Annotated in this window: 20 protein-coding genes; 14 read left to right on the forward strand and 6 right to left on the reverse strand. The window is 71.0% G+C overall.

The genetic code is table 11. From position 1 onward, the window contains the following. Positions 1–11: 11 nt before the first annotated feature. Together M3B01_RS04845 and M3B01_RS04850 are read right to left on the reverse strand one after the other, a co-directional pair. Entirely contained in the window at positions 12–1,448 is a 1,437-nt protein-coding gene (locus tag M3B01_RS04845) for an MFS transporter (RefSeq protein ID WP_259789858.1), read from the reverse strand. After that, positions 1,445–2,122 (reverse strand): MBL fold metallo-hydrolase, encoded by a 678-nt coding sequence (locus M3B01_RS04850; protein WP_193866674.1) that lies wholly within the window; start codon positions 2,120–2,122, stop codon positions 1,445–1,447. Before M3B01_RS04850 ends, M3B01_RS04845 begins: the two co-directional genes overlap by 4 nt. A 61-nt stretch (positions 2,123–2,183) precedes the next feature. On the opposite strand from M3B01_RS04850, the gene uvrA reads away from it, so the two are divergent. The 9 genes from uvrA to secG all read left to right on the forward strand — a co-directional run bounded on the left by uvrA (position 2,184) and on the right by secG (position 13,561). Beyond that, positions 2,184–5,042 carry an excinuclease ABC subunit UvrA gene (gene uvrA, locus M3B01_RS04855; protein ID WP_259789859.1) on the forward strand — a complete coding sequence of 953 codons (2,859 nt, stop codon included), beginning with the start codon at positions 2,184–2,186 and terminating at the stop codon, positions 5,040–5,042. Positions 5,043–5,044: 2 nt separating this feature from the next. After that, on the forward strand, positions 5,045–6,943 hold the full coding sequence (gene uvrC / locus M3B01_RS04860) for an excinuclease ABC subunit UvrC (protein WP_259789860.1): 1,899 nt from the start codon (positions 5,045–5,047) through the stop codon (positions 6,941–6,943). Beyond that, positions 6,936–7,916 carry an RNase adapter RapZ gene (rapZ, locus tag M3B01_RS04865; RefSeq protein ID WP_259789861.1) on the forward strand — a complete coding sequence of 327 codons (981 nt, stop codon included), beginning with the start codon at positions 6,936–6,938 and terminating at the stop codon, positions 7,914–7,916. Before uvrC ends, rapZ begins: the two co-directional genes overlap by 8 nt. After that, a complete protein-coding gene (gene yvcK, locus M3B01_RS04870) occupies positions 7,913–9,022 on the forward strand; it encodes a uridine diphosphate-N-acetylglucosamine-binding protein YvcK (protein WP_259789863.1) in 1,110 nt (369 codons plus the stop codon). The genes rapZ and yvcK overlap by 4 nt, the downstream gene beginning before the upstream one ends. Next, entirely contained in the window at positions 9,006–10,004 is a 999-nt protein-coding gene (whiA, locus tag M3B01_RS04875) for a DNA-binding protein WhiA (protein ID WP_259789865.1), read from the forward strand. Before yvcK ends, whiA begins: the two co-directional genes overlap by 17 nt. Positions 10,005–10,109: 105 nt before the next feature. Then, positions 10,110–11,114 carry a type I glyceraldehyde-3-phosphate dehydrogenase gene (gene gap, locus M3B01_RS04880; protein ID WP_259789866.1) on the forward strand — a complete coding sequence of 335 codons (1,005 nt, stop codon included), beginning with the start codon at positions 10,110–10,112 and terminating at the stop codon, positions 11,112–11,114. Positions 11,115–11,216: 102 nt separating this feature from the next. Further along, a complete protein-coding gene (locus M3B01_RS04885) occupies positions 11,217–12,419 on the forward strand; it encodes a phosphoglycerate kinase (protein ID WP_259789868.1) in 1,203 nt (400 codons plus the stop codon). Beyond that, on the forward strand, positions 12,416–13,189 hold the full coding sequence (gene tpiA / locus M3B01_RS04890; protein ID WP_259789869.1) for a triose-phosphate isomerase: 774 nt from the start codon (positions 12,416–12,418) through the stop codon (positions 13,187–13,189). Before M3B01_RS04885 ends, tpiA begins: the two co-directional genes overlap by 4 nt. Positions 13,190–13,312: 123 nt before the next feature. Continuing rightward, a complete protein-coding gene (gene secG, locus M3B01_RS04895) occupies positions 13,313–13,561 on the forward strand; it encodes a preprotein translocase subunit SecG (protein ID WP_396121470.1) in 249 nt (82 codons plus the stop codon). A 26-nt stretch (positions 13,562–13,587) separates the two neighbouring features. Here the strand turns inward: secG and pgl are convergent, their stop codons facing one another. The 4 genes from pgl to tkt form a co-directional block, all read right to left on the reverse strand. After that, on the reverse strand, positions 13,588–15,324 hold the full coding sequence (pgl, locus tag M3B01_RS04900; RefSeq protein ID WP_259789871.1) for a 6-phosphogluconolactonase: 1,737 nt from the start codon (positions 15,322–15,324) through the stop codon (positions 13,588–13,590). Then, on the reverse strand, positions 15,321–16,862 hold the full coding sequence (gene zwf / locus M3B01_RS04905) for a glucose-6-phosphate dehydrogenase (protein ID WP_259789873.1): 1,542 nt from the start codon (positions 16,860–16,862) through the stop codon (positions 15,321–15,323). Before zwf ends, pgl begins: the two co-directional genes overlap by 4 nt. 103 nt (positions 16,863–16,965) lie before the next feature. Continuing rightward, positions 16,966–18,087 (reverse strand): transaldolase, encoded by a 1,122-nt coding sequence (gene tal, locus M3B01_RS04910; protein ID WP_259789874.1) that lies wholly within the window; start codon positions 18,085–18,087, stop codon positions 16,966–16,968. A gap of 29 nt (positions 18,088–18,116) precedes the next feature. Next, positions 18,117–20,216, reverse strand: coding sequence for a transketolase (tkt, locus tag M3B01_RS04915; protein WP_259789876.1), 2,100 nt, complete (start codon positions 20,214–20,216; stop codon positions 18,117–18,119). Positions 20,217–20,486: 270 nt separating this feature from the next. On the opposite strand from tkt, the gene M3B01_RS04920 reads away from it, so the two are divergent. The 5 genes from M3B01_RS04920 to M3B01_RS04940 all read left to right on the forward strand — a co-directional run bounded on the left by M3B01_RS04920 (position 20,487) and on the right by M3B01_RS04940 (position 25,514). After that, positions 20,487–21,509, forward strand: a complete 1,023-nt coding sequence (locus M3B01_RS04920) for a heme o synthase (RefSeq protein WP_259789878.1) — start codon at positions 20,487–20,489, stop codon at positions 21,507–21,509. Between the two features lie 13 nt (positions 21,510–21,522). Continuing rightward, positions 21,523–22,515 carry a site-specific tyrosine recombinase XerD gene (locus M3B01_RS04925; protein WP_259789879.1) on the forward strand — a complete coding sequence of 331 codons (993 nt, stop codon included), beginning with the start codon at positions 21,523–21,525 and terminating at the stop codon, positions 22,513–22,515. Positions 22,516–22,585: 70 nt separating this feature from the next. Beyond that, positions 22,586–23,458, forward strand: a complete 873-nt coding sequence (locus tag M3B01_RS04930; RefSeq protein WP_396121471.1) for a ParA family protein — start codon at positions 22,586–22,588, stop codon at positions 23,456–23,458. A gap of 11 nt (positions 23,459–23,469) precedes the next feature. Continuing rightward, on the forward strand, positions 23,470–24,396 hold the full coding sequence (locus tag M3B01_RS04935; RefSeq protein WP_259789880.1) for a pseudouridine synthase: 927 nt from the start codon (positions 23,470–23,472) through the stop codon (positions 24,394–24,396). Next, positions 24,396–25,514 carry a prephenate dehydrogenase gene (locus M3B01_RS04940; RefSeq protein ID WP_259789882.1) on the forward strand — a complete coding sequence of 373 codons (1,119 nt, stop codon included), beginning with the start codon at positions 24,396–24,398 and terminating at the stop codon, positions 25,512–25,514. The genes M3B01_RS04935 and M3B01_RS04940 overlap by 1 nt, the downstream gene beginning before the upstream one ends. The last annotated feature ends 20 nt before the right edge of the window (positions 25,515–25,534 follow it).

Genomic DNA, 25,534 nt, shown 5'->3' on the forward strand with positions numbered 1-25,534 from the left:
CGACCGATCGCCTAGCGGCCCCCGCGCAGACCCGGGGGCCGCTGCGGCGCCCGACGACGCACCGCCACCCCCACCATCATCGCGAGGACGGCCAGCGCGGTCGCCGCCGCGAGCACCGCACCGTAGGGAGCGGGAGAGGTCTCGCCGTGCCGCTGCAGCAGCAGCTGGAAGGCCACACCCGTCAGGGCCAGCATCACCGCCTGCGCGAGCGCCTCCGCCATCTGCAGCGCGGCGGAGTTGCGACCCTGCCGGGAGGCATGGGAGCGGCGCATGGTGAGGATCGAGGTGGAGGTGTAGGAAAGGCCCATGCCCAGCCCGGTCGGGCACCAGGTCAGCCCGGCCAGCCAGGGGGAGTGGTGCGTGAGCAGCACTGCCGCGGTCGCGGCCGTGCCCACCGCCATCGCCGCGGCCCCCGCGGAGATGCGCACCCGTTCGGGCAGCATCTCCCGGCCCGCCATCCACGAACCGGCGAACCAGGTAATGGTGGTGACGGTGAGGATCAGGCCGGCGTGGGCCGCGCTCATCCCGTACCGCGCCACCAGCTGCAGAGGCAGGTACACCTCAGCCAGCACGAACGAGGCCGCCAGCACGCCGCGCGCCAGCACCAGGCGCCCCACCCGGTCCGGGGACAGCAGCACGGTGCGCGGCAGCAGGCGCGGCACGGCGACGACCACGACGGCGACGGCCACCGCCAGCAGTGCCACGGTCACGGGGGAGAGCGAGCCGTCGGCCTGCTCGCCGATCACCGACAGCGCGGCCACCCCCAGGGCTGCAGCGCAGGCCGCCAGCACCGGGGGCCGAGGTGCGCGCGAGGTCGCACCGTCGTCGGCCGAGGCATCACCGGGCACGGAGGCCGCGCCCGTCGGGTCCTGCAGCAGCAGCCTCGCCGGCACCACCAGCAGCGGCACCGCCAGGAACACGATCCTCCAGCCCATGGTCTCGGTGACCCACCCCGCCAGCGCCGGTCCCACCAGCCCCGGCACCACCCACGCTGCCGAGAGCACGGTGAACATCCGCGGCTGCAGGTGCGGCGGGTACAGCCGGGCGATCAGCACGTACAGGGACACTGTCACGAGCCCCATGCCCAGGCCCTGCAGGCCCCGCCCGGCCACCAGCACCGGCATCGACGGGGCCAGCCCCACCATCAACAGAGCGGCGCAGAACACCACCAGCCCCGCCGTCATCACCCGCATCGGGCCCTGACGGTCGTTCCAGGTGCCGGCCACCACGATGCTCACCAGGCTGGTGGCCAGTGGGGCTGCGAACACCAGGGGGTACAGCGAGAGGCCGCCCAGCTCCTCCGCCGCTCGCGGCATCACCGTGGAGACGGCGAGGGCCTCGAAGGCCACCAGGAAGGGCAGGGCGGCCAGCGCCACCGTGGAGCGGCGATGCGCGGGAGCGAACAGTGAGGGCCGATCGGCACCCGGCCGGGGAGGAGGCGGGCTCACCAGCCCCGCTCGCGCCACTCGGGCAGCTGCGGCCGTTCCTCGCCCAGGGTGGTGTCGTCCCCGTGGCCCGGGTACACCCAGGTGTCGTCGCCGAGGCGGTCGAAGATGCGCTCCTCGACGTCGTCCAGGAGCTGCTGGAACCTCTCGCTGTCGCCCTGGGTGGCACCGACGCCGCCGGGGAACAGGGAGTCACCGGTGAACAGATGGTCGCCGTCCTCCTCGCCCCGCCACAGCAGTGCCACCGAGCCCGGGGTGTGGCCGCGCAGGGCGATCACCTCGAGATCGTTGACGCCCACGCGGACCACGTCGCCGTGCCGCAGCAGGGTGGTGGTGGGGATGCGGATGTCGGGGGCGTCCTCGGCGCCTGCGGCGGTGCGGGCACCGGTGGCGCCCACCATCGCGGCCAGGGCACCGACGTGGTCGTGGTGGCTGTGGGTGGTGACGATGGTGTCCAGGCGTGCGGTCGAGGACCCTTCGCGCACCAGCTCCAGCAGGCGCGGCGCATCCGCCGCGGCATCGATCAGCAGCTGGGCGCCGGAGACCCGGCACGTGAGCAGATACGCGTTGTTGTCCATCCCCCCCACCGAGGCCTTGCGGATGGTGAGCGTGGAGCAGAGGCGGGTGGCGGAGGGCCCGCCGGGCTCGACATGACCGTCGTACTCTCTCGTGTCCATGTCAGAAGTATCTCCGGTCGGCACCCCCTCGTGCGTCAGTGCCCGCTCGTAGGATGGGCCGGTGACTGAAACGCTGGTCGTCCGTGGTGCCCGTGAGCACAACCTGAAGAACATCGACATCGAGATCCCCCGCAATCAGCTGGTGGTGTTCTCGGGGCTGTCGGGGTCCGGGAAGAGCTCCCTGGCCTTCGACACCATCTTCGCCGAGGGGCAGCGCCGCTACGTCGAGTCGCTGTCCAGCTACGCCCGCCAGTTCCTGGGCCAGATGGACAAGCCCTCGGTGGACCTCATCGAGGGGCTCTCCCCGGCGGTGTCGATCGACCAGAAGTCCACCAACCGCAACCCCCGCTCCACGGTGGGCACCATCACCGAGGTGTACGACTACCTGCGCCTGCTGTTCTCCCGCACCGGGATCCAGCACTGTCCTGTGTGCGGCGAGGAGGTGCGCTCCAGCTCGGCCGAGCAGATCGTGGACACCCTCCTCGAGCAGGAGCCGGGCACCCGCTTCCAGCTGCTGGCTCCGGTGGTGCGGGGCCGCAAGGGCGAGCACATCGAGCTGCTCAGCGCACTGCGCTCCCAGGGGTACGCGCGCGCCCGCATCGACGGCGCGGTGCGGCGCCTGGACGAGGAGATCACCCTCGACCGCAAGCTCAAGCACACCATCGAGGTGGTGGTCGACCGCCTGGCGGCCAAGCCTGATGCCCGCCGCCGCCTGACCGATTCGGTGGAGACCGCCCTGCGCCTCGCCGAGGGACTGGTGATCGTGGACCTGGTGGACCTGCCGGAGGATGATCCGGGCCGCTCACGGCGGTTCTCCGAGAAGCGCTCCTGCCCCAACGACCACCCGCTGGCCATCGACGACATCGAGCCGCGGGCCTTCTCCTTCAACGCCCCCTACGGCGCCTGCCCCGAGTGCACGGGCCTGGGCTCCCGGCTCGAGGTGGATCCGGAGCTGGTGATCCCGGACGAGGACCTCACCCTCGCCGAGGGCGCCATCGCCCCCTGGACCATGGGCTCGTCCGATCACCATCAGGAGATGATGGCGGGGCTGGCGCAGGAGCTGTCCTTCTCGATGGACACCCCGTGGCGGGCCCTGCCGGAGCGGGCACGGGAGGCACTGCTGCACGGCAAGGACTACAAGGTCCACGTGAAGTACCGCAACCGCTTCGGTCGCGAGCGCACCTACGCCACCGGCTTCGAGGGCGTGATGCACTTCCTGACCCGCCGCCACGAGGACACCGACTCCGACTGGGCCAAGGACCGCTACGAGCAGTTCATGCGCGAGGTGCCCTGCCCGGCCTGCGACGGTGCGCGCCTGCGCCCGGAGATCCTCGCGGTCACCGTGGGCGGCAGGTCCATCGCCGAGGTGTGCGAGCTGTCCATCCGCGACGCCCACGAGTTCGTCTCCTCCCTCCAGCTCAGCGAGCGCGACATGACCGTGGCCGACGAGGTGCTGCGGGAGATCCGCGCGCGCCTGGGCTTCCTGCTGGACGTGGGCCTGGAGTACCTGTCGATGGCGCGGGCCGCCGGCACCCTCTCCGGCGGGGAGGCCCAGCGCATCCGCCTGGCCACCCAGATCGGCTCCGGGCTGGTGGGCGTGCTCTACGTGCTGGACGAGCCGTCGATCGGCCTGCACCAGCGCGACAACGAGCGCCTGATCGCCACCCTCACCCGCCTGCGGGACCTCGGCAACACCCTGATCGTGGTCGAGCACGACGAGGACACCCTCAACGCCGCGGACTGGGTGGTGGACATCGGCCCCCTGGCCGGTGAGCACGGTGGGCGGGTGGTCCACTCGGGCCCCGTCGCGGAGCTCAAGCGCAATCCCGACTCCCTCACCGGTCGCTACCTCTCCGGGCAGTTGGAGATCCCGCTGCCGCTGACCCGCAGACCGGTGGACAAGCAGCGCGCGGTGACCGTGGTGGGCCCCCGCGCCAACAACCTGCGCGGCACCGACGTCACGTTCCCGCTGGGCGTGCTGACAGCCGTCACCGGGGTCTCAGGCTCCGGCAAGTCCACCCTGGTCAACGACATCCTGTACGCGGTGATGGCCAAGGAGCTCAACCGCGCCCGGGTCGTGCCCGGCCGGCACAAGCGCGTCACGGGCCTGGAGCACCTGGACAAGGTGGTGCACGTGGACCAGTCGCCCATCGGCCGCACCCCCCGTTCCAATCCCGCCACCTACACCGGCGTGTGGGACCGGGTGCGCACCCTGTTCGCGCAGACCACCGAGGCGAAGGTGCGCGGCTACACCGCCGGGCGCTTCTCGTTCAACGTCAAGGGGGGACGCTGCGAGGCCTGCTCCGGCGACGGCACCCTGAAGATCGAGATGAACTTCCTGCCGGACGTGTACGTCCAGTGCGAGGTGTGCAAGGGCAAGCGGTACAACCGCGAGACCCTCGAGGTGCACTTCAAGGACAAGAACGTCGCAGAGGTGCTGGAGATGTCGATCGCCGATGCGCTGGAGTTCTTCGACGCCGTGCCCGCGATCCGCCGCCAGCTGCAGACCCTGGTGGACGTGGGGCTGGGGTACGTGCGCCTGGGGCAGTCCGCCACGACGCTCTCCGGCGGTGAGGCGCAGCGCGTCAAGCTCGCCTCCGAACTGCACAAGCGCTCCAACGGTCGCACCGCCTACGTGCTGGACGAGCCCACCACCGGCCTGCACTTCGAGGACGTTCGCAAACTGCTGGAGGTGCTGGGCGGGCTCGTGGACAAGGGCAACACGGTGATCGTGATCGAGCACAACCTCGACGTGATCAAGAGCGCCGACCACATCATCGACCTGGGCCCCGAGGGCGGCGCGGGCGGCGGCAGGATCGTCGCCACCGGCACCCCCGAGCAGGTGGCGAAGGTGAAGGGCTCCCACACCGGGCACTTCCTGGCCCCGATGCTCCAGGCGGGCCGCGCCGGCAGGAGCTGAGCATGGCCGATCCCGCCACCTACCGGCCCGCCACCGGGTCCATCCCCACCTCGCCGGGGGTGTACCGGTTCAGGGACGACGACGGCCGTGTGATCTACGTGGGCAAGGCGAAGAACCTGCGGCAGCGCCTGACCAACTACTTCCAGGACCTCGCGGTGCTGCACGAGCGCACGCGGCGCATGGTCACCACCGCCTCCTCCGTGGAGTGGACGGTGGTGGGCACCGAAGTGGAGGCCCTCACCCTGGAGTACACCTGGATCAAGGAGTTCGACCCGCGGTTCAACGTCAAGTTCCGCGACGACAAGTCCTACCCGTACCTGGTGGTGACCATGGGGGAGGAGGTGCCGCGGGTGCACATCACCCGCCGCACGCCCCGCAAGGGCGATCGCGTCTTCGGCCCGTACACGCAGGTGTGGGCGATCCGCGAGACCCTCGACCTGATGCTGCGGGTGTTCTCCATCCGATCGTGCAGCGCCGGGGTGTACCGGCGCGCCGAGCGCTCAGGGCGGCCCTGCCTGCTGGGCTTCATCGGCAAGTGCGCAGCGCCCTGCGTGGGCGAGATCTCCGTGGCCGAGCACCGGGAGCTGGCCGAGCAGTTCTGCGACTTCATGGCCGGCAACACCTCCACCTACACGCGGCGCATCCAGCGGCAGATGAAGGACGCGGCCGCGGCCATGGACTACGAGGCAGCGGCCGCCCTGCGGGACGACCTGATCGCCCTGGACAAGGTGATGGAGAAGAACTCGGTGGTGCTCTCCGACGCCACCGACGCCGACCTGGTGGGCATGGTGCAGGACGAGCTGGAGGCCTCCGTGCAGGTCTTCCACGTGCGCGGAGGCAGGATCCGGGGCCAGCGGGGCTGGATCGCCGAGATCCTCGACGACTCCAGCCCCGCCGATCTCATGGAGCGCGCCCTCACCACGCTCTACGCAGAGGCCACCGCCCCCCGGGAGGTGCTGGTCACCTCCGTCCCCGCCAACCAGGACCAGGTCCGGGCCCTGCTGGGAGCGCGCACCGAGATCCGAGTGCCCCGCCGCGGGGAGAAGAAGGACCTGCTGGCCACCGTCACCGCCAACGCCGAGGAGGCGCTGCGGCTGCACCGCCTGCGCCGCACCGGCGACCTCACCGCCCGCACCAAGGCCCTGGAGGACCTGGCCGAGGCGCTGGAGCTGGCAGAACCCCCGCTGCGCATCGAGTGCTTCGACATCTCCCACTCCCAGGGAACCAATGTGGTGGGCTCCATGGTGGTGTTCGAGGACGGCCTGCCCCGCAAGAGCGAGTACCGGCGGTTCTCCGTGACCGGCGCCGCCGCCCGGGACGACACCGCCTCCATGCACGATGTGCTCACCCGGCGGCTGAGGCACCACCTGGACCCGCCCGACCCGGAGTCCGAGGACGAGAAGCGCCGCTTCGCCTACCCGCCCTCGCTGATCCTGGTGGACGGCGGCCCCGCCCAGGTCGCCGCGGCCCAGCGCGTGCTCGACGAGCTCGGCATCACCGACATCGCCCTGGCCGGGATCGCCAAGCGTCTCGAGGAGATCTGGCTGCCCGGGGATGAGCACCCCGTGATCCTGCCGCGCACCAGCGAGGCCCTGTTCCTGGTGCAGCGCCTGCGGGACGAGGCGCACCGCTTCGCGATCTCCTACCACCGCTCGAAGCGGGGGCGCGCCATGCAGGCCAGCGCACTCGACGGCATTCCCGGTCTGGGGCCGGCACGTCGCCGCGCTCTGCTGGACCGCTTCGTGACCGTGAGGGCCATCCGCGAGGCCGAGGTCGAGCAGCTGCAGGAGGTCGCGGGGATCGGCCCGTCCCTCGCTGCACAGATCAGCAGCGCGCTACGATCCGATGAGCCCCAGGACGTGGCCGTGGACATGGCCACCGGTGAGATCATCGATGGCTGACCGCCCCGAGAACCCCCTCGAGCAGAAGGAGCAGCACGTGAGCACCGACGACGCGCCCACCGATGCCGCAGCGCCGGAGGCGGACCCGCCCGCCGCTGCGGGGGAGCGCCGCCCGAGCGGGGAGATCATCATCATCACCGGCCTGGCCGGCGCGGGCCGCGAGACCGCGGCGCACGCGCTCGAGGACCTCGGGTGGTACGTGGTCTACAACATCGTCCCGCAGCTGATCCCCACGCTGTACGAGCTGCAGGCCACGGCAGAGGGCCGCGACAACCGCTTCGCCGTCGTGGTGGACCCCCGCTCCGGGCCGTTCTTCGGCGAGCTCGCCGGCGTCGTCGCCCAGCTGCGCCGATCCGATGTGCGGCTGCGCCTGGTGTTCCTGACCGCCGATGAGGCCACCCTGGTGCGTCGGTTCGACTCCGTGCGCCGACCCCACCCGATGCAGGGGGAGGAGGGAGTGCTGGAGGGCATCCGACGCGAGCGCGAGCTGCTGGCCCCCTACCGGCGCACGGCCGACGTGGTCATCGACACCTCCCCGCTGAACGTCCACGAGCTCACCATGAAGATGCGCTCCACCTTCGGCACGCGGGCGGAGCAGCAGCTCACGGTGACGATGCTGTCCTTCGGCTTCAAGTACGGGATCCCCCTGGAGGCCGACCACGTCAGCGATGTCCGCTTCATCCCCAACCCCTACTGGGTGCCCGAGCTGAAGGCGCTGCGCGGCACCGACCGGGAGGTCTCCGAGTTCGTGCTCGGAGACGCCAACGCCGCCGAGTTCGTGGACCGCTACCTGGAGATGATCACCCCCGTGCTGCGCGGCTACACCACGGAGAACAAGCACTCCACCACACTGGCGATCGGCTGCACGGGCGGCAAGCACCGCTCGGTGGCGATCTCCGAGCGGATCGGTGAGGAGCTGCGGCGAGCGGGTCACGCCGTGCGCATCCGTCACCGGGATCTGGGGCGGGAATGAGCATCGCCCACCGCAAGGGCGGGGGCCGCCTGCGCACCGCCGACCGCTCCTCCAGCGCCCGCCGCGGGCGTCGTGACAGCCCCGACGAGCCGATGCGCGTGGTCGCGCTGGGCGGCGGGCACGGCCTGGCCTCCAACCTGCGTGCGCTGCGCCTGCTGGCCGACGAGATCACCGCCGTGGTCACCGTCGCCGACAACGGCGGCTCCTCCGGTCGCATCCGCAACGAGATCCCGGTGCTGCCCCCCGGGGATCTGCGGATGGCACTGGCCGCACTGTGCGAGGACTCCGACTGGGGCTCCATCTGGGGCGATGTCATCCAGCACCGCTTCTCCACCGAGGGTCAGCTCGACGGCCACTCCCTGGGGAACCTGATGATCGTGGCCCTGTGGCAGATCCTCGAGGACCCGATCGAGGGCCTGGACCAGATGGCAGAGCTGCTCGGCGCCCGCGGTCGCGTGCTCCCGATGGCGCTGGACCCCCTGGACATCGAGGCGGACGTGCGCGGCGCCGACGGCACGGTGCGCACCGTGGCCGGCCAATGGCAGGTCGCGACGGCGGAGGGCAAGGTCGAGGCGCTGCGCCTGGACCCGCCCCGTCCGAGGGTCCCCCAGGCCACGCTGGACGCCATCGAGCGCGCCGACTGGATCATCGTCGGCCCCGGCTCCTGGTACACCTCGGTGCTCCCGCACCTGATGATCCCCGAGATCGCCGAGGCCATCCGGGCCAGCGCGGCGCGGCGCTGCATCACGATGAACCTCTCGGTGGGACAGCAGGAGGCCGAGGGGATGACCAGCCAGAACCTGCTGGACGCCGTGCTGGAGCACGCGGCAGGCACCCGCTTCGATGCCCTGGTCGCCGATCCCACGGCACTGGAGGACGCCTCGGAGCTCGCCCAGGCCGCGCAGCGTCGAGGGCTCAGGGTGCTGCTGCGCCAGGTCAGCGTGGGGGACGGCTCCCCGAACCACGACCCGGTGCGGCTGGCCGCCGCGTACCGCGACCTCTTCGACGACGTGGTGGGGGATGTCACCGCCGACCCTGCCCCGATCACTGCCGCTCCGCCCGAGACGACCCCAGCACAGGAGGACACCGATGGCCCTGACCGCTGACGCCAAGGAGGAGCTGAGCCACCTGGAAGTGACCCGCCCCTCCGCACGCAAGGCCGAGGCGTCGGCGATGCTGCGCTTCGCCGGTGGCCTGCACCTGGTGGGCGGGCAGGTCGTGGTCGAGGCCGAGCTGGACTCCGCGGCCGTGGCGCGCAGGCTCCACGGCATCATCGCCGAGATGTACGGGCATCGTGCCGAACTGGCCGTGCTGGCCCCGTCCGGTATCCGCCGCAGCACCCGCTACATCGTGCGGGTCGAACGTGAGGGCGGGATGCTCGCCCGCCAGACCGGCCTGCTCGACGCGCGCGGCCGCCCCGTGCGGGGCATGCCACCGGCTGTCGTCGGGGGAGCCGCAGTCGATGCGGAGGCCGCCTGGCGCGGTGCTTTCCTGGCCCGGGGGTCCCTGACCGAGCCAGGCCGCTCCGCGGCACTGGAACTGTTCTGCCCGGGGCCCGAGGTGGCCCTGGCGATGGTGGGTGCAGCACGCAGGCTGGGGGTGGCAGCCAAGGCCCGCGAGGCCCGAGGCGGCGACCGAGTGGTCCTGCGCGACGGCGATGCGATCTCCGCCCTGCTCACCCGGATGGGAGCCCACCGCACCGTCCTGACCTGGGAGGAGCACCGCACCCGGCGCGAAGTGCGGGCCACCGCGCACCGCCTGGCCAACTTCGACGACGCCAACCTGCGCCGCTCCGCACGGGCAGCCGTTGCCGCAGGTCAGCGGGTGCAGCGGGCCCTGGAGATCCTGGGCGACGAGGTCCCCGAGCACCTGCTCTCCGCGGGGCGGCTGCGGCTGGAGAACCGGCAGGCCAGCCTCGAGGAGCTGGGCCGTCTGGCCGACCCGCCGCTGACCAAGGACGCCGTGGCCGGTCGCATCCGCCGCCTGCTGGCCATGGCGGACAAGCGCGCCGAGGAACTGGGCGTGCCAGGCACCGAGGAAGTCGTGGACGAGGACCAATTGCCGCCGTCGCCCGACGGCAGGCATTGATAGGATCATCTCGGTCGTCGGTTCACGCCGGCACCGTACGAGCGTACGAGGGCGTGCGCGCCACCCGTCCATATTTCACAGAGACACTGTGAACAAGGAGGAACCGTGACCATTAAGGTCGGAATCAACGGATTCGGTCGTATCGGGCGCAATTTCCTGCGCGCCGCCATCCAGCAGAACGCGGACCTTGAGATCGTTGCAGTGAACGATCTCACCGACACCAAGACCCTCGCCCACCTCTTCAAGTACGACTCCACCACCGGTCGCTTCCCCGGTGAGGTCACCCACGACGACAGCTCCATCACCGTCGACGGCGACACCTTCAAGGTGTTCTCCGAGAAGGACCCGGCCAACATCCCGTGGGGCGAGGTCGGCGCGGACATCGTCATCGAGTCCACCGGCTTCTTCACCGACGCCACCAAGGCCAAGGCCCACATCGACGGCGGCGCCAAGAAGGTCATCATCTCGGCCCCGGCGAAGAACGAGGACGCCACGTTCGTGCTCGGCGTGAACCACGAGGACTACGACCCCGCCAACCACCACATCGTCTCCAACGCGTCCTGCACCACCAACTGCCTGGCCCCCATGGCCAAGGTGCTGAACGACGAGATCGGCATCGTCAAGGGCCTGATGACCACCGTGCACGCGTACACCGGTGACCAGCGGCTGCTCGACGCCCCCCACTCGGACCTGCGTCGCGCCCGCGCCGCCGCCCTGAACATCATCCCCACCAAGACCGGTGCCGCCGCTGCCGTGGCCCTGGTCCTGCCGGAGCTGAAGGGCAAGTTCGACGGCTACGCCCTGCGCGTTCCGGTGCCCACCGGCTCGGTCACCGACCTCACCTTCGAGGCCTCCAAGGAGACCTCCGTGGAGGAGGTCAACGCCGCCATCAAGAAGGCCGCCGAGGGCCCCCTCAAGGGCATCCTGGCCTACTCCGAGGATCCGCTGGTCTCCAAGGACATCGAGGGCGACCCGCACTCCTCGATCTTCGACGGTCTCAGCACCAAGGTGATCGGCAACCAGGTCAAGGTCGTCTCCTGGTACGACAACGAGTGGGGCTACTCCTGCCGCACCGTGGACCTCGCCGTCCACATCGGCAAGTCCCTCTGAACCTGACGGTTCTCACGGAGCCCGTCCGGCGCCGCCCTGTGGGTGGAGCACCGGGCGGGCTCCGCTGTCATCACCATTCATCACTCTCCTGAAGGAGACGCAGTGCTCAAGACCATCGACTCCCTCGGAGATCTGCGCGGCAAGCGCGTGATCGTCCGAGCTGATCTGAACGTGCCGCTGGACGGCACCACCATCACCGACGACGGCCGCATCCGCGCCGCCGTCCCCACCCTGAAGCGCCTGCTGGACGCAGGCGCGAAGGTGGTGGTGATCTCCCACCTGGGCCGCCCCAAGGGCGCACCGGAGGAGAAGTACTCCCTCAAGCCCGTGGTCTCCCGCCTGGGTGAGCTGCTGGGCACCGAGGTGGCCTTCGCCACCGACACCGTGGGCGATTCCGCCCGCAGCACCGTGGGTGGCCTCGAGGAGGGTGGCATCGCCCTGCTGGAGAACCTGCGCTTCAACCCCGGGGAGACCGCGAAGGACGAGGCCGAGCGTCGCGTGTTCGCCCAGGCCATCGCAGACATGGGCGATGCCTATGTCTCCGACGGCTTCGGTGTGGTGCACCGCAAGCAGGCCTCCGTCTACGAGCTGGCCTCCCTGCTGCCCTCGGCTGCCGGTGAGCTGGTGCTCAAGGAGGTCGAGTCCCTGCGCAAGGTGACCGACGAACCCGCACGCCCCTTCGTGGTGGTGCTCGGCGGCGCCAAGGTCGCCGACAAGCTCGCCGTGATCGACAACCTGCTCGGCAAGGCCGACCGCATCCTCATCGGCGGCGGCATGGCGTACACCTTCCAGAAGGCCAAGGGGTACGAGATCGGCCAGTCGCTGCTGGACGAGGAGAAGATCGACACCGTGCGCGAGTACATGGAGCGCGCCGAGAAGCAGGGCGTCGAGCTGATCCTGCCGGTGGACAACGTGGTGGCCGCGGAGTTCTCCGCCGACGCCGAGCCCACCGTGGTCGGTGCCGACGGCATCCCCGCGGACCAGGAGGGCATGGACATCGGCCCGAAGACGGCCGAGCTGTTCGCCTCCAAGATCAAGGACGCGGCCACCGTGTTCTGGAACGGCCCCATGGGGGTCTTCGAGTTCGAGAAGTTCGCCGAGGGCACCAAGGCCGTGGCGAGGGCCATGTCCGAGGCCGAGGGCTACACCGTGGTCGGCGGCGGCGACTCCGCCTCAGCCGTCCGCAACCTCGGATTCGACGAATCCCTGTTCTCGCACATCTCCACCGGCGGCGGTGCGAGCCTCGAGCTGATCGAGGGCAAGGAGCTGCCGGGCATCGCGATCCTTGAGGAGGGCACCAAGTGACCACCCGCACCCCGCTGATGGCGGGCAACTGGAAGATGAACCTGGACTGGAAGCAGGGCCTGTCCCTGGTGGAGGAGCTGGGCGAGGCCCTGCGCGAGGTCGACACCGAGGCCGTCGAGGCCGCCGTGCTGCCGCCCTTCGTGAACATCCGCACCGTCCAGACCGCCGTCGAGGCCGGCAAGCTGCCCATCGCCTACGGCGCCCAGGACATCTCCGCGCACGAGTCCGGCGCGTACACCGGGGAGATCTCCGGCAGCATGCTCACGGCGCTGGGCTGCACCTACGTGGCCGTGGGCCACTCGGAGCGCCGCGAGTACCACGGTGAGGACGAGCAGGTCACGGGCGCCAAGGTGGAGGCCGCCCTGGCGGTGGGCCTGTCCCCGATCCTGTGCGTGGGCGAGCCGCTGGAGGAGCGCAAGGCCGGCAAGCAGGTCGAGTACACCCTCGCGCAGCTCGAGGGCGGCATCGAGGGTCTCTCGGCCGATGAGGTCGCCAAGGTCGTCGTGGCCTACGAGCCCGTGTGGGCCATCGGCACCGGTGAGGTCGCCACCCCGGACGACGCCCAGGAGGTGTGCGCCGCCATCCGCGACCTGGTGCGCACCAAGCATGGGGACGCTACCGCCGACGCCCTGCGGGTGCTGTACGGCGGCAGCGTGAAGTCCTCCAACGTGGCTGAGCTGATGACCAAGGAGGACGTCGACGGCGCCCTCGTGGGCGGCGCCTCGCTTAAGGCCGAGGAGTTCGCCAAGATCGTCGGCTACCAGGGCTGACCGCAGCCTGAGCGAGCACTGCTCGCATCACACGGGCCGGGCCTCTTCGGGGCCCGGCCCGTGGCGTATGCTGGATCGGTCCGCCCGCTCCCCGGAGCCACCCGAGAAGAAGGTTCTGTCCTCGTGGATCTGCCCCTGATCAAGCTCATCCTGCAGGTGCTGCTGGCTGTGACCAGCCTCCTGCTGGTCCTGCTGGTGCTGCTGCACAAGGGGCGCGGCGGCGGCCTGTCGGACATGTTCGGCGGCGGCGTGTCCTCCACCGCGAGCGCCTCGGGCGTTGCCGAGCGCAACCTGAACCGCCTCACTGTGGGCATGGCCGTGGCCTGGGGCGCCTGCTGCATCGGCCTGGGGATCATCGAGCGCGTGCTCTGACCCCCAGGCCTTCCTGAGAGGCCCGCTCAGAGGTCCTTCGCCGCGGCCTCATCGAGGTACCACACGGTGCTCTCCAGCCCCCGCACCGCTGAGGCGGGCGTGATCCACGGGTCGATCTGCCCGTGCGCGCGGGCCGCGGCCTCGGCTTTGTCCTTCCCCGCCACCAGGAAGCCCACGTGCCGCGCGGAGTTCAGCACCGGCCAGGTGAGGGAGATGCGCTCGGCGGGAGGCTTGGGGGAGTCGTCCACACCCACCGCGCTGGCACCGGTCTCGCGCTGATCGGGGTGCTCCGGGAACAGGGATGCCACGTGCCCATCGGGGCCCATGCCCAGCCACAGCACGTCGAAGAACGCACGCCCGCGCGTGCGGAAGGGCTGGTCGCCGCCGGCCAGGTCGAGCTGCTGCCCGTACCAGGCGGCTCCCTGCTCGCGGGAGACGCCGTCCGCGGGGGAGGGCATCGGATGCACGTTCTTCTCGGGCATCCCAGCCTCAAGCAGCGGCACCAGCAGGCTTTCGCGCACCTGCCTCTCGTTGCGGTCCTCGGACTCGGGGTCGACGAAGCGCTCATCGCCCCACCACACGTGCAGCCCCTCGATGTCGGCCGCCTTCTTCACCGCGGCCTGCAGGGCCTTCGGCAGGGCCGCGGCGGCCCTGGTGCCCACGCTGCCGCCGGTGACCACCAGGTGGGCGGTGCCCGTCTCGGCGAGGGCCGCGGCGAGATGGCCGGCTGCATCCTCGGCGGCGGCCTCGGCCACGGCATCGGCGTCCGCGAGCACGCGATCGTGCGGATCGGGCTTGCCGCCGGCGTACACGGCGGCGTCCTCGATGCCGCTGAAGGCGTGGGCGAGCACCTCGCCGTACACCTCGTCCGGGTCCAGGCGCCGCAGCTCCTCGGCCAGCAGCTCGTTCAGCGAGCGGCGGGGCAGGGTGACGTGCTGCCCGGACTCATCGCCGGGCAGGCTCATCACGATGGCATCCTCGTCGCCGTTCTTGCCCGGGGTGCGCGCCAGGGAGATGGTGCCGTCGCCGCGGGTGAGATGCACACCCAGCACCCCGGGGCCGTCGGCCTCGCCCGCGCCGGGGGCGGTGATCTCGACGTCGAGGTCCAGGGCCTGCTCGAGCCAGGCGGCCATCAGCACGACGGAGGGATCCTCCTCGTGGCCCACGACACGGATGCTCGAGGGCGTCGTGGCCGGGGGGATCTCGAACACGCTGGCCACCAGACCGCGCCAGTTGGTCAGCCGCGACCAGGCGAGGTCCGAGTCGCCGCTGGCGTACCCGCGGCGCAGCCGCTTGAGGGTGGCCAGCGGATCCTCACAGGAGGCGGCATCGGTGATGCGCCGCTGCGACATCGAGCCCAGCACGTCGTGGACGGGGGAGGAGGGGGCGCCGTCGGGCCACCAGGTGACGATCGGTGCGTCCGGCAGCAGCAGAGGCATGATCAGGGTGTCCAGGGAGTACAGGATCTCTCCGCGGGCACGCAGGATCACGATCTCCCCGGCCCCGGCGTCGCGGCCCACCCGCACCTCGGCGTCCAGGCCGCTGCTGTCGGCATCGGGCTCGGTGTCCACCACGATCACGCGCGCGGGGTGCTCGTGACTGGCGTGCACGGCGGCCTCGACCGGTCCGTCGACGTCCTCGCCGGAGGCGACGATGATGAGGGTGAGGACCCGGCCGATGGTGGTGGCGCCGAAGGTCTCCCGCATCTCCATCATCTTCTTCTCGACGGCCGATGCGGTGGTGTCGGTCAGGGTGGTGATCACGGTCGCCTCCAGGTGCGCCCGTCACGGGCGAGCATCTCGTGTGCGGTGTCGGGGCCCCAGGATCCGGGGCGGTAGGGGGCGGGCTTCATGTTTTCGGCCCAGTACTCGGTGATGGGGTCGAGGATCTTCCAGCTCAGCTCCACCTCCTTCTGACGGGGGAACAGCGGCGGATCGCCCAGGAGCATGTCCAGGATCAGCCGCTCGTACGCCTCCGGGGACTCCTCGGTGAAGTTCATGCCGTAGGCGAAGTCCATGGTCACATCCCTCACCTCCATCTGGGTGCCGGGCACCTTGGAGCCGAAGCGCATGGTCACGCCCTCGTCGGGCTGCACCCGGATCACGATCGCGTTCTGCCCCAGGTCCGCGGTGTCGGTGGAGCGGAACGGCAGGAACGGGGCACGCTTGAGGATCACCGCGATCTCGGTGACCCGGCGACCCAGCCGCTTGCCGGCCCGCAGGTAGAACGGCACCCCGGCCCACCGACGGGTGGCGATGTCCAGGCGGATCGCGGCGAAGGTCTCGGTGGTGGAGTCGGCGGGGATGCCGTCCTCCTCGAGGTAGGAGGCCACCTCCTCCCCGCCCTGCCAGCCGCCCACGTACTGCCCTCGGGCGGTGTGCGCGGCGAGGTCCTCCGGCAGCTCCACCGCGGAGAGCACCTTCTCCTTCTCCGCGCGCAGGTCCGAGGCGCGGAAGGAGACCGGCTCCTCCATGGCCGTCAGCGCCAGCAGTTGCAGCAGGTGGTTCTGGATCACGTCCCGGGCGGTGCCGATGCCGTCGTAGTAGCCGGCGCGGGAGCCGATGCCGATGTCCTCGGCCATGGTGATCTGCACGTGGTCCACGTACGTGGCGTTCCACACGGGCTCGAACATCTGGTTGGCGAACCGCAGCGCCAGGATGTTCTGCACCGTCTCCTTGCCCAGGTAGTGGTCGATGCGGAAGACGTCCTCCGGGCGGAACACCTTCTCCACCACGTCGTTGAGCTCGCGGGCCGATTCGAGGTCATGCCCGAAGGGCTTCTCGATCACCACGCGGCGCCAGGAGCCGTCCCGCGGCGTGTTCAGGCCCGAATCGGCCAGCTGCGAGCACACCTGAGGGAAGGCGCTCGGGGGGATCGACAGGTAGAAGGCGTGGTTGCCGCCGGTGCCACGGGTGGCGTCCAGCTCGGAGACCACCTCGGTGAGCCGGTCGAAGGCGGCCTTGTCGTCGAACTCGCCGGTGACGAAGCGCAGCCCGCCCCGCAGCTGCTCGAACACACTGTCGGTGAACGGGGTGCGGGCGTGTTCGGAGACGCTCTTGCGGACGTACTCCTGGAAGTCCTCGTCCGTCCAGTCGCGGCGGCCGAAGCCCACCAGCCCGAAGCTGGGCGGCAGCAGTCCGCGGTGGGTGAGGTCGTAGATCGCCGGCAGCAGCTTCTTGCGCGCCAGGTCACCGGTGACGCCGAACATCACCATGGAGCTGGGCCCGGCGATCAGCGGGAGCCGCCGGTCGCGCGGATCGCGCAACGGATTGCCCAGCGAGGGATCAGGGGAGTCGGTCACAGAAGGGTCCTTTCAGCATGGGGGCCACGGGCGGGGTGGCCCCCGGGGGACCGCGCGAGAGCGAGCCGACAGGATCGGCGGCCCGCCCCCGCGGCGGGTGGGGTCAGCCGCGCGTGTCGTCGATCGTCGCCGACACGGTGCTGAGCAGCTCCTCCCAGGACTTCTCGAACTTGTCGACGCCCTCGCGCTCCAACAGGGCGAACACGTCGGCCAGATCCACCCCGGCATCCGCGATCCTCTCCAGCACCTGCTCGGCGCTCTCGGCCGACTCGGCCGACAGGGGCGCGCCCGGCTCGGAGTGGTCCGCGACGGCATCCAACGTCGTGCCCGGCATGGTGTTCACGCAGGGATCGGCCACCAGGGAGTCCACGTAGAGGGTGTCGGGGTACTCGGGGTTCTTCACGCCGGTGGAGGCCCACAGGGGCCGCTGCACGTTGGCACCCTTGGCCTTCAGTGCGGTGAACCGCTCGGAGCCGAAGGCCTCGAGGTACTCCCCGAAGGCCGCCTGCGCGTTGGCCACACCGGCGGAACCGCGCATCACCGCGGCCTCGCCGCCCAGGTCCTCCAGGCGCTTGTCGATCTCCGTGTCCACGCGGGAGACGAAGAAGGAGGCCACGGAGTGGATGCGGGAGAGGTCGTGCCCGTTCTCGGCGGCCTGCTCGAGGCCGGTGAGGTACGCCTCGATCACCTCGAGGTAGCGGGCCACCGAGAAGATCAGCGTGACGTTGACGCTGATGCCCTTGGCCAGCGTGGCGGTGATGGCCGGCAGTCCCGCCTCGGTGGCGGGGATCTTGATCATCACGTTCTCGCGACCCACGATCCCGTGCAGGCGCTCGGCCTGCTCGATCGTGGCCTCGGTCTCGTGGGCGAGGCGGGGGTCCACCTCGATGGAGACACGGCCGTCGTAGCCGTCGGTGGACTCGTACAGCTCCTGGAGCAGATCGCAGGCGGAGCGGACGTCGTCGGTGGTGACAGCCTCGACCACGGCCTCCACGTCCTTGCCCTCACCGGCGAGGCGCGCGATGTCCTCGTCGTACACGGACACCCCGGCGATCGCCGACTGGAAGATCGAGGGATTGGTGGTCACACCCACGACGTTCCGGGTGGCGATGAGCTCGGCGAGGTCGCCGGAGGTCATCGCCTGCCGCGAGAGGTCGTCGAGCCAGATGGACACGCCGGCCTCGCTGAGGGACTGCGTGCGCGGGTTCTGCTGCTGATCGTTCATCATGCTCTCCTCAGGGCTCTCGGGGGCCGTCAGGACTGCGCGGCGGCCAGGGACTCGCGGGCGGCCGCGACGACCGCCTGCGTGGTCATGCCGTACTTCTCGAACATCACCGTGTGGGAGGCGGAGGCGCCGTAGGTCTCCACCGAGACGGCGCGGCCGGCGTCACCGAGGTAGCGGAACCAGGGCATCGCGATGCCGGCCTCGACCGATACGCGGGCGCGCACGCCCGTGGGCAGGACGGACTCGCGGTAGGACTCGTCCTGCGCGTCGAACCACTCGAACGACGGAACCGACACCAGACGGGTGGGAACGCCGTCGGCCTCCAGCTGCTTCTGGGCCTCGGCCGCGATCTGCACCTCCGAGCCGGTCGCCAGCAGGATCACCTGGGGCTCGCCGTCCGAGGCGTCCTTCATCACGTAGGCACCGCGCGAGAGGTTCTCCGCACCGGCGTACTCCTCGCGATCGAAGGTGGGCACGGCCTGACGGGTGAGGATCAGGCCCACCGGGCCGTCGCGGTGCTCGAGCGTGGCCTTCCACGCAGCAGCGGTCTCGTTGGCGTCGGCCGGCCGCACGATGCTCAGGCCGGGGATGGCGCGCAGCGCGGCGAGATGCTCGACCGGCTGGTGGGTGGGGCCGTCCTCGCCCAGTCCGATGGAGTCGTGGGTCCACACGTAGATGCTGGGCACCCCCATCAGGGAGGCCAGGCGCACCGATGCCCGCATGTAGTCCGAGAACTGCAGGAAGGTGCCGCCGTAGGCGCGCGTGAGGCCACCGATAGTGATGCCCGAGAGGATCGCGCCCATGGCGTGCTCGCGGATGCCGAAGTGCAGGGTGCGGCCGTAGGGGGTGCCGGTGAACTCCTCGGTGGAGTGCTCCTCGGGGATGAAGGACGGCTCACCGTCCATGGTGGTGTTGTTCGAGCCGGCCAGGTCGGCCGAGCCGCCCCACAGCTCCGGAAGCACGTCGGCCAGGGCCGAGAGGATGGTGCCGGAGGCGGCGCGGGTGGCCACGCCCTTCTCGTCCGCCTGGAAGGCGGGCACGGCCTCGGCCCAGCCCTCGGGCAGCTCCTGCTTGCTCAGGCGGTCGAAGAGCTCGGCGCGCTCGGGGTTGGCCTCGCGCCAGTCCTTCAGGCTCTCCTCCCACCGGCGACGCTGCTCGGCACCCCGCTCGACCAGCTCGCGGGTGCGGGCCAGGACGTCCTCGCCCACCTCGAAGTCCTGCTCGGGGTCGAAGCCCAGCAGCTCCTTCACGGCGGCGACGGCCTCGCCGCCCAGCTTCGCGCCGTGCACCTTGTGGGAGCCCTTCAGGCCGGGGGTGGGCCAGCCGATGATGGTGCGCAGGTCGATGAAGGAGGGCTTGTCGGTGACCTTCTGCGCCTCCTCGATCGCGTGCTTCAGGGCAGCGACATCCTCGACGTACTCGGTGCCGCCGTTCGTCCAGTCGACCGTCTGCACGTGCCAGCCGAGCGCCTCGTAGCGGGCGGCGGTGTCCTCCGTGAAGGCGATGTCGGTGTGGCCCTCGATGGAGATGTCGTTGTCGTCCCACAGCACGATCAGGTTGCCCAGCTGCTGGGTGCCGGCCAGGGAGGAGGCCTCGTTGGAGATGCCCTCCTGCATGTCGCCGTCGGAAGCGATCACGTACACGAAGTGGTCGAAGGGGCTCTGCCCGGGCCCGGCGTCCGGGTCGAACAGGCCGCGCTCGCGGCGCTGCGCCATCGCCATGCCGACGGCGGTGGCGATGCCCTGGCCCAGCGGGCCGGTGGTGGTCTCGATGCCGTCGGTGTGGTGGTACTCCGGGTGGCCCGGGGTCTTGGACTCGTAGGTGCGAAGCGCCTTGATGTCCTCCAGCTCCAGGCCGAAGCCGCCCAGGTACAGCTGGATGTACTGGGTCAGGCTCGAGTGGCCGGCGGAGAGCACGAACTTGTCGCGGCCCAGCCAGCGGGTGTCCGCCGGGTCGTGCCGCATGACGTCCTGGTACAGCAGGTAGGCGGCCGGGGCCAGGCTCATGGCGGTGCCGGGGTGGCCGTTGCCCACCTTCTCGACCGCGTCGGCGGCGAGGATGCGGGCGGTGTCCACCGCGCGTCGGTCGAGCTCGGTCCAGCCCTCGGGTGCCTTGAACGTGTCCGTCACGGGGATTCCTTTCGTCGGGGGAGCGGTGCCCGGTGGGGGGCCGCTCAGGTCGACTGCCGCGAGCGAGGGGCGCGGCACACCCTCCTAGCCTAGTCGCGTGCGACGGCGACGCCACGGGGTGCCCGTAGTTGCCGGACCACCCGGGTGCGCGGTCTCACCCGTCCGCATCCAGGTGCCTGCGCGGCGCACCGCATACACTGGCAAGAACGCACTCCGGCGGGACCATCGAACGGGACCAGCAGCCGGGACCACGAGGAAGGACGGTGGGCGGTGACCGCCACCCAGGGCACGTCTCCGATCCGGGGCGGGAACCAGCACGAGGGCGAGGCCCGCTCGCGCCGCGACGGCCGGGGTGGCCCCACCGGTGGCGACAACGGGACGGTTCGCGCTGATAGGCCTGATCGCTCGGCGGCCTCCGTGGTCCGGGCGTATGTGGCGCTGACCAAGCCGCGGATCATCGAGCTGCTGCTGATCACCACCATCCCCACCATGTTCCTGGCCGCGGGCGGGTTCCCCTCGCCGTGGCTGATCCTGGCCACCGTGGTGGGCGGCTACCTCGCCGCCGGCGGTGCCAACGCGCTGAACATGTACCTGGACCGGGACATCGACGCGCAGATGAAGCGCACCCGCAACCGGCCGCTGGTCACCGGTGAGATCGCACCGCGCCACGGCCTGATCTTCGGGATCGTCCTCTCGATCGTCTCGACCGTGTGGCTGGGCGTGCTGGTGAACTGGATGTCCGCGGCCCTGGCCCTGGCCGCGATCCTGCTGTACGTCGTGTTCTACACGATGATCCTCAAGCGCCGCACCAGCCAGAACATCGTGTGGGGCGGGGTGGCCGGCTGCATGCCGGTGCTGATCGGCTGGTCCGCCGTGACCGGCACCGTCTCCTGGACCGCGGTGCTGCTGTTCGCCGTGATCTTCTTCTGGACCCCTCCGCACTACTGGCCGCTGGCCGAGAAGTTCTCCAAGGACTACGCCGAGGCGGGGGTGCCGATGCTGCCGGTGGTGGCCTCCCGCTCCACGGTGGCCGGCCAGATGGTCATGCACACCGCGCTGATGGTCCTGGCCAGCCTGGCGATCATCCCGCTGGGCCACACCGGCTGGGTGTACGGCGTCAGCGCCGTGCTGCTGGGCGGCTGGTTCGGCTTCCTGGTGCTGCGCTACGCCCACCGCGTCCGCAACGGCGCCAGCGGCAAGAAGCTCGCCCCCATGAAGGTGTTCCACGCCTCCATCACCTACCTCTCGCTGCTGTTCATCGCGCTGGCGATCGACCCGTTCGTCCACCTGTGAGGGACGGCCGGCGGTGAGGGACGGCGATCGCCGGATCCTCGAGCAGTACCTGAGCCACCTGCGCATCGAGCGCGGGCTGGCCGCCAACACGGTGGCCGCCTACCGGCGCGACCTCACCCGGTACCTCGCGCACCTGGAATCGCGGGGGATCGACCCGCTCGCGGTGCAGCCCGGCCAGCTGTCCGAGTGGCTGCAGGCCCTACGATCCGGGGCCGACGGGGGGACGGCGCTGTCGGCGGCCAGCGCAGCCCGCTCCCTGGCCGCTGTTCGCGGACTGCACGGCTTCCTGGACTCCGAACGGGTCTCCACCGCCGGCGATCCCACCCGGCTGATGCCCGCGCCGGCGCGGCCCAGCAGGCTCCCGCACCCTCTGCCCATCGACCAGGTGCTGCGCCTGCTGGAGGCAGCCGGACACCCCGGCACCGGCCGGCTCGCCACCGAGAGGGCCCTGCGCGACCGGGCCCTCCTGGAACTGCTGTACGGCATCGGTGCCCGTATCTCCGAGGCCACCGGACTGGACGTGGACGACGTGGACCGCGAGCAGCGCTCCGTGCTGCTGCGCGGCAAGGGGGACAAGCACCGCACGGTCCCCGTGGGCCGGTACGCGCTGGAGGCGCTGGACGCCTACCTCACCCGCGGCAGGCCCGCCCTCGCCTCCCGGGGCCGCGGCACCCCCGCCGTGTTCCTGGGCTCCCGTGGCACCCGGCTGACCCGTCAGGCCGCTTGGCAGGTGGTGCAGCGCGCTGCACGCGATGCCGAGCTGGACGAGCAGATCAGCCCCCACACGCTGAGGCACTCCTATGCGACCCACCTGTTGCACGGTGGGGCCGACGTGCGCGCCGTGCAGGAGCTGCTGGGCCACGCCTCGGTGACCACCACCCAGCTGTACACCCAGGTGACCGTGGATTCGCTGCGCGAGATCCACGCCACGGCCCACCCCCGCGCCCGCCGTAGCGGCGGCCGCGCTGAGCCCCCCTGGGCGCCGTCCGGTTCAGCGGGTCCGTGAGTAGACTGGCCCGGCATCACCCGGGTTCCGACCCGCAGCAGACGACCGCTCGACGACAGGAACAGCCACAGTGAGCCCGACCGCGAACCAGCAGCTCGACATCGATCTCGGCCCCACCGGCCGGCCGATGCCCGAGCTGCCGCAGCCAGAGCCCCTGGACGGCCACGGACCTGCTCGCATCATCTCGATGGTGAACCAGAAGGGCGGGGTCGGGAAGACCACCAGTGTGATCAACCTGGGCGCCGCGCTCGCGGAGCTGGGCCGCAAGGTGCTGCTGGTGGACCTGGATCCGCAGGGCGCCCTCAGCGCCGGCACCGGGATCAACTCCTTCGACCTCGACGTCACCGTCTACAACCTGCTGATGGACCGCAGCCACGACATCCGCGAGGTCATCCACACCACCGACACCGAGAACCTCGACGTGCTGCCGGCCAACATCGACCTCTCCGCCGCCGAGGTGCAGCTGGTCAACGAGGTGGCCCGCGAGATGGCGCTGGCTCGCGTGCTCCGCCCGGTCGCGGACGAGTACGACGTCATCATCATCGACTGCCAGCCCTCCCTGGGCCTGCTGACCATCAACGCACTGGCCGCCAGCCACGGCGTGATCATCCCGCTGGAGGCGGAGTACTTCGCGCTGCGCGGTGTCGCACTGCTGGTGGAGACCATCGAGAAGGTCCAGGACCGCATCAACCCCCGCCTCGAGGTCGACGGGATCCTCATCACCATGTTCGATCCCCGCACGCTGCACTCCCGGGAGGTGTGCCAGCGGGTGGTCGAGGCCTTCCCCGACAAGGTCTTCCACACCACCATCAACCGCACCGTGAAGTTCCCCGACGCCTCCGTGGCGGCCGAGCCGATCATCTCCTACGCCTCCTCCACCAAGGGGGCCGACGCCTACCGCCAGCTCGCCCGCGAGCTGATCTCCCGCGGCGCCGCGGCCTGAGCGCGCCAGCGATGGCTGATCGCCCCTCGTCGTCCTCCCGTCGCGGTGCGCCCGCCTCGGGCTCGCGCCGCCGCAGCGCCTTCACCCCGCCCCGCGCCGTGCGCCTGCGCGATGACCAGGGGCGCCCGCGCTCCGGGAGCGCTGCGCAGTCGACGCGCAGCGGCGCCGATGACACCCCGGCCGGTGACCCGCCGGCCCAGTACGCCCAGGACGGCGAACGGCTGCAGAAGGTACTGGCCCGCGCCGGATTCGGCTCCCGTCGAGCCTGCGAGGCGCTGATCTCCTCCGGCCGGGTCACGGTGGACGGCAAGACGGTGCACACCCAGGGCCTGCGCATCGATCCCGCCCGGCAGGTCGTCCATGTGGACGGCAGGCGGCTCCAGCTGGACGAGGGCAAGACCACCGTGGTGCTGCACAAGCCCCGCAAGGTGGTCTCGGCGATGAGCGACCCGGAGGGCCGCCGTGACCTCAGCGAGTTCGCCGACCAGTACTCCCAGCGGCTGTACCACGTGGGCCGTCTGGACTACGAGACCGAGGGACTGCTGCTGCTGACCAACGACGGTGAGCTCGCCCACCGCCTCACCCATCCCAGCTTCGAGATCGAGAAGACCTACGTGTGCCGCTTCCACGCCCCCGGAGGGCCGCCGCGGTCCCTGGTGCGCAGCCTGCGCGACGGCGTGGAGCTGGAGGACGGCCCCGCCCGCGCCGACAAGGCGCGCGTGCTCGCCCAGGACGGCCGCGAAGCCGTCGTCGAGGTGACGCTCCACGAGGGCCGCAACCGCATCGTGCGCCGCATGTTCGCCTCCCAGGGCTTCGAGCTCACCCGGTTGGTGCGCACCCGCATCGGACCGGTGCTGCTGGGGGACCTGGCGCCGGGGCAGATGCGTGAGCTCACCGACCGCGAGCTGGGAACCCTGATGGCGGAAGTGGGCCTGTGATGAGCCCGGTGACCACCCTGGTTCCCTCGCCCGTGAGGATCATCGGCACCGGACTGATCGGCGGATCGCTGGGCATGGCCCTCGGCCGCGCCGGTGTGAGCGTGCAGGTGGAGGACGTCTCCCCGGGCACCACCGCACTGGCCGTCGAGCTCGGCGTCGGCACCCGTGCCACCGAGGCGGATCCGGACCCCGCCCTGGTGCTGGTGGCGGCCCCACCGGACGTCACCGCCGAGGTGACGGCCCGGGCGCTGCGGACCTGGCCCGAGGCACTGGTGGCCGATGTGGCCAGTGTCAAGGCGACGGTTCTGGAGGCCCTGCGGGCGCTCGTGGACGCCGAGCAGCTCGCCCGCTACATCGGCACCCACCCGATGGCCGGGCGCGAGGTCTCCGGCGTGATCGCCGCGCGCGGGGACCTGTTCCGCGGCCGCCCTTTCGTGATCGTTCCGCACGAGACCACCCGGCCCGAGGCCACCACGGCCATGAAGGGCCTGGCCACCGAGCTGGGCTCGGTGCCGGTCGTGATGGATGCGGCCGCGCACGATCTGGCCGTCGCCCACGTCTCCCATGTCCCCCAGGTGCTCTCCAGCCTGTTGGCGACCACGCTGCTCTCGCCCACGGAGAACGCCCTGGCACTGGCCGGACAGGGCCTGCGCGACACCACGCGCATCGCGGATTCCGATCCCCGCCTGTGGGTCGAGATCCTCGGCGCCAACGCCCAGGCCGTGGCCCAGGTGCTGGGCAGCGCCAGGGATCGGCTCGACGGGGTGATCGGCGCGCTCGAGTCCCTGGCGGGGGATCCGGATCCCGCCATCGGCTCCCGGCGGGCGCTGGCGGACCTGGTGGCCGACGGCAACCGCGGGGTGCGCCGCATCCCCGGCAAGCACGGCGGGGCCGGGGACGACTTCGGCACGCTCACCGTGCTGGTGCCCGACCGCCCCGGGGAGCTGGCCCGTCTGCTCACCGAGATCGGTGACATCGGCGTGAACCTGGAGGACCTGCGGCTGGAGCACACCCTGGGGCAGCGGGTGGGTCTCGCGCACCTGGCCGTGGCGGCGGCCCGTGAGGACCTGCTCACCCGGGAGCTCGCCGAGCGGGGCTGGACCGTGGCCGAGGGCTGAGCGAGCCGTATCCTGAACGG

It is taken from the genome of Brachybacterium sp. p3-SID957, from assembly GCF_025144775.1.
Lineage (GTDB): Bacteria > Actinomycetota > Actinomycetes > Actinomycetales > Dermabacteraceae > Brachybacterium > Brachybacterium epidermidis.

What these genes read in the sequence shown, in the direction of transcription:
- whiA (WP_259789865.1), top strand. Translation starts at nt 9,006, where the DNA reads ATGGCCCTGACCGCTGACGCCAAGGAGGAGCTGAGCCACCTGGAAGTG.
- M3B01_RS04850 (WP_193866674.1), bottom strand. Translation starts at nt 2,122, where the DNA reads ATGGACACGAGAGAGTACGACGGTCATGTCGAGCCCGGCGGGCCCTCC.
- uvrC (WP_259789860.1), top strand. Translation starts at nt 5,045, where the DNA reads ATGGCCGATCCCGCCACCTACCGGCCCGCCACCGGGTCCATCCCCACC.
- M3B01_RS04940 (WP_259789882.1), top strand. Translation starts at nt 24,396, where the DNA reads ATGAGCCCGGTGACCACCCTGGTTCCCTCGCCCGTGAGGATCATCGGC.
- yvcK (WP_259789863.1), top strand. Translation starts at nt 7,913, where the DNA reads ATGAGCATCGCCCACCGCAAGGGCGGGGGCCGCCTGCGCACCGCCGAC.
- tal (WP_259789874.1), bottom strand. Translation starts at nt 18,087, where the DNA reads ATGAACGATCAGCAGCAGAACCCGCGCACGCAGTCCCTCAGCGAGGCC.
- rapZ (WP_259789861.1), top strand. Translation starts at nt 6,936, where the DNA reads ATGGCTGACCGCCCCGAGAACCCCCTCGAGCAGAAGGAGCAGCACGTG.
- M3B01_RS04935 (WP_259789880.1), top strand. Translation starts at nt 23,470, where the DNA reads ATGGCTGATCGCCCCTCGTCGTCCTCCCGTCGCGGTGCGCCCGCCTCG.